Origin of the sequence: Wolbachia endosymbiont of Drosophila barbarae (assembly GCF_044752445.1) — a bacterium.
Taxonomy (GTDB): Bacteria; Pseudomonadota; Alphaproteobacteria; order Rickettsiales; family Anaplasmataceae; genus Wolbachia; species Wolbachia pipientis.
In genome coordinates, this window is record NZ_JBIXJM010000252.1 from 1 (window position 1) to 4,499 (window position 4,499).

The 4,499-nt window shown below is 33.8% G+C and carries 5 protein-coding genes and 1 pseudogene; 2 read left to right on the top strand and 4 right to left on the bottom strand.

The window, feature by feature from the left end; translation table 11 throughout:
* Nucleotides 1-914 (top strand): annotated as a pseudogene (locus tag ACIPNH_RS06595) (transposase); the annotation flags it as partial.
* 23 nt (nt 915-937) lie between these two features.
* Nucleotides 938-1,087 (top strand): hypothetical protein, encoded by a 150-nt coding sequence (locus ACIPNH_RS06600; RefSeq protein WP_264339554.1) that lies wholly within the window; start codon nt 938-940, stop codon nt 1,085-1,087.
* A gap of 16 nt (nt 1,088-1,103) precedes the next feature.
* Here the strand turns inward: ACIPNH_RS06600 and ACIPNH_RS06605 are convergent, their stop codons facing one another.
* The 4 genes from ACIPNH_RS06605 to ACIPNH_RS06620 form a co-directional block, all read right to left on the bottom strand.
* Nucleotides 1,104-2,354 (bottom strand): citrate synthase, encoded by a 1,251-nt coding sequence (locus tag ACIPNH_RS06605; RefSeq protein WP_015589409.1) that lies wholly within the window; start codon nt 2,352-2,354, stop codon nt 1,104-1,106.
* Between the two features lie 80 nt (nt 2,355-2,434).
* Nucleotides 2,435-2,704 carry a 30S ribosomal protein S20 gene (rpsT, locus tag ACIPNH_RS06610; RefSeq protein ID WP_012673338.1) on the bottom strand — a complete coding sequence of 90 codons (270 nt, stop codon included), beginning with the start codon at nt 2,702-2,704 and terminating at the stop codon, nt 2,435-2,437.
* A 51-nt stretch (nt 2,705-2,755) separates the two neighbouring features.
* The gene (locus ACIPNH_RS06615; RefSeq protein ID WP_010963063.1) at nt 2,756-3,481 is read right to left on the bottom strand and encodes a lysophospholipid acyltransferase family protein; all 726 of its coding nucleotides are present in this window, start codon (nt 3,479-3,481) and stop codon (nt 2,756-2,758) included.
* Nucleotides 3,482-3,536: 55 nt separating this feature from the next.
* Nucleotides 3,537-4,499 (bottom strand): tyrosine recombinase (locus ACIPNH_RS06620; RefSeq protein WP_400772353.1); only part of this gene is annotated, 963 nt, incomplete at its 5' end.

A 4,499-nucleotide genomic window follows, 5' to 3' on the forward strand; every position in this document is an offset into this window, starting at 1 on the left:
TGCCATACAGGCTTTCAAGAATTTAAGCATCCAAACAGCCTATCAGGATGAACCTGAGTTGGAGAGGCTATAGACTTATTGCAGCAGATGGTTCTGGTATGAGATTACCCAGCTCTGGGGAAATTGTATTCGAGTTTGAACCAAATGGAACAACAGGCACCATTGGCAATTTGTTTGTTGATTTGTGTACTTCGCTGATTTGTAGTGCTCGTCTTGCAGCTTGGAATATAGGTGAACAAACGTTGGCGGCAGAGCAATTACCCGAAGTTATCACTCAAATGCGTTTATTAAATCAAGAGAAATTATTATTTATCTATGATCGTCTTCAGTAAAATTCATTCAGCAGCATTATGATTTGGAAGTAGATTTTATTTTTTGCTTGCAAAAAAAAAATTATAGTAAGCTATGGGAACGCTGGCGAATTAGATTTTGATTTTATATTAGAAAATGAAAAGCTAAAAAATAAAATGAAAGGACAGAAAGTAAGAGTTATAGTGCTGACATTAGCCAACTGAGAAACAGAGTTTTTGACCGAGACTTTGGAGCAAAGCTTATGTGTTAAGGTGGCACATAGAGGGGTGCTATAAACGACTCAAAGTAGGAGCAGAGTTAGAGAATTTTTCTGGAGAGGCTGTATTACAAGAATTTTGGGCAAACTTGGTCATGTGCAATATATTATCGCTTCATATGTGTGATGCACAAGGGCCTTGGAACCCAGATCAAATTACTGAGTATCGTTTAAATTTTTCAGTTTTATTTAGTGTAATGAGACAGAAACTCTATCAGGTACTTATTGCGCCAAAAAACTTTCAAGCCCTTTTTAAGTATACGCGCTAAAGTTAAAATCCGACCGGGACAGCCGCAATAAAGTAGATAAGCCTAAACGCCATCATGTCTTTAGGAGAGTTTGCTAATGAAAGTTCTTAAGTTGACGCCATTGGCTAAACGGATACGGAATGACACCATCCTTTTTTCTGGATTCCAGACTGGAATGACACCTCTGGACACTTCCGTTGTAAAGGAACCAGTGTCAGCTACTCGGATGACACCTTTTTTCTACTTAGTTTGGGTTATGCAAGAAGTCTAATGAAGTGAAAATAAATTTATTTACCAAAATAGAGTTGCCTTGGTCTACAGATCTTAGTTTCTTTATCATTTATCATTTCATACCACTGAGTAACCCAACCAGTGGTTCTTGCAAGTGCAAAAATAGGCGTGAACATATTTGAGGGGATATCAATAGCATTCATTATTATACCTGAGTAAAAATCAACATTTGGATATAACTTACGCACGATAAAATATTCATCCTTTAAAGCTATTTCTTCAAGTTTTTTTGCAATTTTAAGCAGTTCATTATTTTGTTCTAGTTTACTTAGAACCTCATGGCAAGCGCCTTTCAATATACGCGCGCGCGGATCATAATTTTTATAAACACGATGTCCAAATCCCATCAATTTAAATGGATCTTTATCATCTTTAGCTTTTTCGATGAATTTATCTATATCTCCACTTTGCTCTATCTCTTTTAGCATATTTATAACTGCCTCATTAGCTCCACCATGTGCTGGTCCCCAAAGTGTAGCAACTCCTGCAGAGAGGCTTGCAAACAGATTAGAACCAGCCGATCCCACCAATCTGACAGCCGCCGTAGAAGCATTCTGTTCATGATCAGCATGGAGAGTAAATATTTTATCCAGAGCTTTTGCAAAAAGGGCGCTTTTATCATTATCAACAGCATCGCCAAATATCATCTTTAAGAAATTTTCACTGTAACTTAATTCATTGTTAGCATTTATGAATTCCTGATTGTTGATATGCCTATAAATCATTGCAATAATTGTGGAAACTTGCGCTATTGCAGAAATTCCAAAATCTAGGTCTTCACCATTGACATTGTTGCCATGCTTTTCATGATAAGATGCTGACAAACTTGCAAAACATGCAACTAAGATTGACATAGGGTGAGCAGTTTTTGGAAATGCTTTAATTACATTTGTAACTTGCTCTGATACTTTGGATGATTCTTGTATTTTGAGAAGAAATTTTTTGTGTTGCTCTGAACTGGGTAATTCACCATAGAGCAATAAATAAATCACAGCAGTAAAATTATTATTCTCTGCCAAATCAGCTATATTATGTCCCCTATATTTAAGAACTCCTTCATCTCCATCAATGAATGTAATTGTAGAAGAGCATGAAGCTGTAGAAACAAACCCTGGATCGTAAGTGAATAATCCTGTCATCTTATATAAATCCTTGATATTTAACACATCAGGACCTGTTGTTCCGCTTAATACAGGTAGCTCGATTTTTAATCCATTACTTAGTTCTAATAGCACTTTTTTATCCATCACTTAAGCTACTTAAATTTTATACAGAATATACAAACTGAGGAGTATATATTAATACAGTTAACTTTACATTAACCGTATTAAGCGGTCATCAATGCTTTTACTTTTGCATTTAAGCGACTTATTTTACGCGCAGCAGTATTCCTATGAATAACACCTTTATTCACACACTTGTGTAAATTAGATTCAGCATTCCGAAATGCCAGAACAACATTTTCTTTGTCGCCAGACTTGATTATATCAACCAATTTTCTAATAGAGGTGCGAGTTTTACTTTTCCGCATCTTATTTATTAAAGTGCGCTTTGCTATTACCTTTATCATTTTTTTAGCACTCTTATGATTTGCCATATATTAATACCTAAAATACTGTACTTTTCTTTTAATTATAAAGTTTTTTTGTTAATTTGCAATATCAGTTTTTCCTATGGTTAATCTACTGCTTCTCTCTTCAATAATTTTTTCTAAACTTTGCAAGAATTCATTTTTGTTTAACCCAGGATATATTGGGGGCAATATTTCTATTACTGCCTTTCCGGGATTCTTTCTCAGAGAAAGTATGCTTTTTGGCCAAAACAAACCAGTGTTTAAAGCAACCGGTAACACAGGAACAGATAATACGCTATATAAAGCAGCAATACCTGGTTGATATTTTATATTTTGGTTTATAGTTGTTCTTGTACCTTCAGGAAATATTATTATGCTTCTATTTTCTTTTATACGCATTTTTGCTAGTTTGATTATATGGCGTATAGAACTGATACCATCTGAACGGTTAATAAAAATCATTTTCAGCGCTATAAGATGCAAACCAATGAATGGAATCCATTTCAATTCACGTTTTAAAATAAAAACCGCTTTTCTAAATAGTAGTATAAAAATAAATGTTTCAAATGGAGATTGGTGTTTAGATGCAATGATAAAAGGTTGCTTAGGGATGTTTTCCATTCCCCTCACTTCATATTTAATGCCACATAATAAACGCAGCATGAATAATACAACTCTCACCGAACAGACGAGGAAAATGGTTATTACACACTCAGAAAAGAAAATTACAGGGAGAGTAATGAAAGTATAGAATACCTCCCATAATATAAGAAAGAAATTAAACAATAAACTTGAAATCACAAACTCACATAAATTTATTTAAATTTAACTTTATTACAAATTAAAAACAATAAATTTAATTATTGATCATCTGAGTAATAGGATGCGAATCAGCTAATTTGTCCTTTAACTTTTCGTTAGCAATATGAGTATATATTTGTGTTGTAGAAAGGTTAGTATGGCCAAGAACTTTCTGTATCAACACAATATTTGCTCCGCTATTTAGTAGATGGGTAGCAAAAGAATGCCTAATCACGTGTGGAGAGATCTTATTTTCATCAATATTGCATTTTCTTGCCAACTCCTTCATTAATTGACCGACCCTCTGCCTTGTAATTGGTTTATTAGGTTTATCACCTGGGAATAGCCAATCGAATTCCTTTTCTTTAGAGATCAGATTATCACGAACTGATAAATAATTTCTAAGGCTCTGCAATGCTTGTTCATTAAAAAGAATTTGCCTCTCTCTACCACTTTTTCCTTTTATTATTATATAGCATTCTTTGTTATTACTGTTTATTAAATGTGACACTTCACATAATTTCATACTAATTAGTTCAGAAACACGCATTCCAGAAGAGTAAAGGATATCTAAAATCGCACATAGCCTTTTACTGCTTATCTCTTTATTCGATTCGCTTGCTGATTTTCTCACTGTGTCCATTAGCAAAAATATTTCTTCGACACTTAAATACTTAGGCAAAGGACGAGAAACTTTTGGATTCTTTAATTCAGCATCATTAGCCGGCGCTGGATTAAAATCTATTATTCCGTCATTAAATAGACACTTGTAAAAATTTTTCATAGCGGATATTTTTCTTGATATAGAGCTACTTTTATATTTTTTTTGTGTACATAAAGATTTCACATAATCTTTAATATTGGTTTTGTTTACACCAACCAAGGTAGTGCCGCTTTCCAATAAAAATTCTTCAAACTGGTGTAAATCCGAACGATAACTTTCCAGAGTATTTTGTGCAGCGGACCTCTCTGAAGCTAAAGCATCTATGTAATATGTTATGTAAAGATTTTCTTTTTT

Bases quoted from the DNA above. Each gene is read 5' to 3' on its own strand.
- ACIPNH_RS06605 (WP_015589409.1), bottom strand. From the start codon at position 2,354: ATGGATAAAAAAGTGCTATTAGAACTAAGTAATGGATTAAAAATCGAG.
- rpsT (WP_012673338.1), bottom strand. From the start codon at position 2,704: ATGGCAAATCATAAGAGTGCTAAAAAAATGATAAAGGTAATAGCAAAG.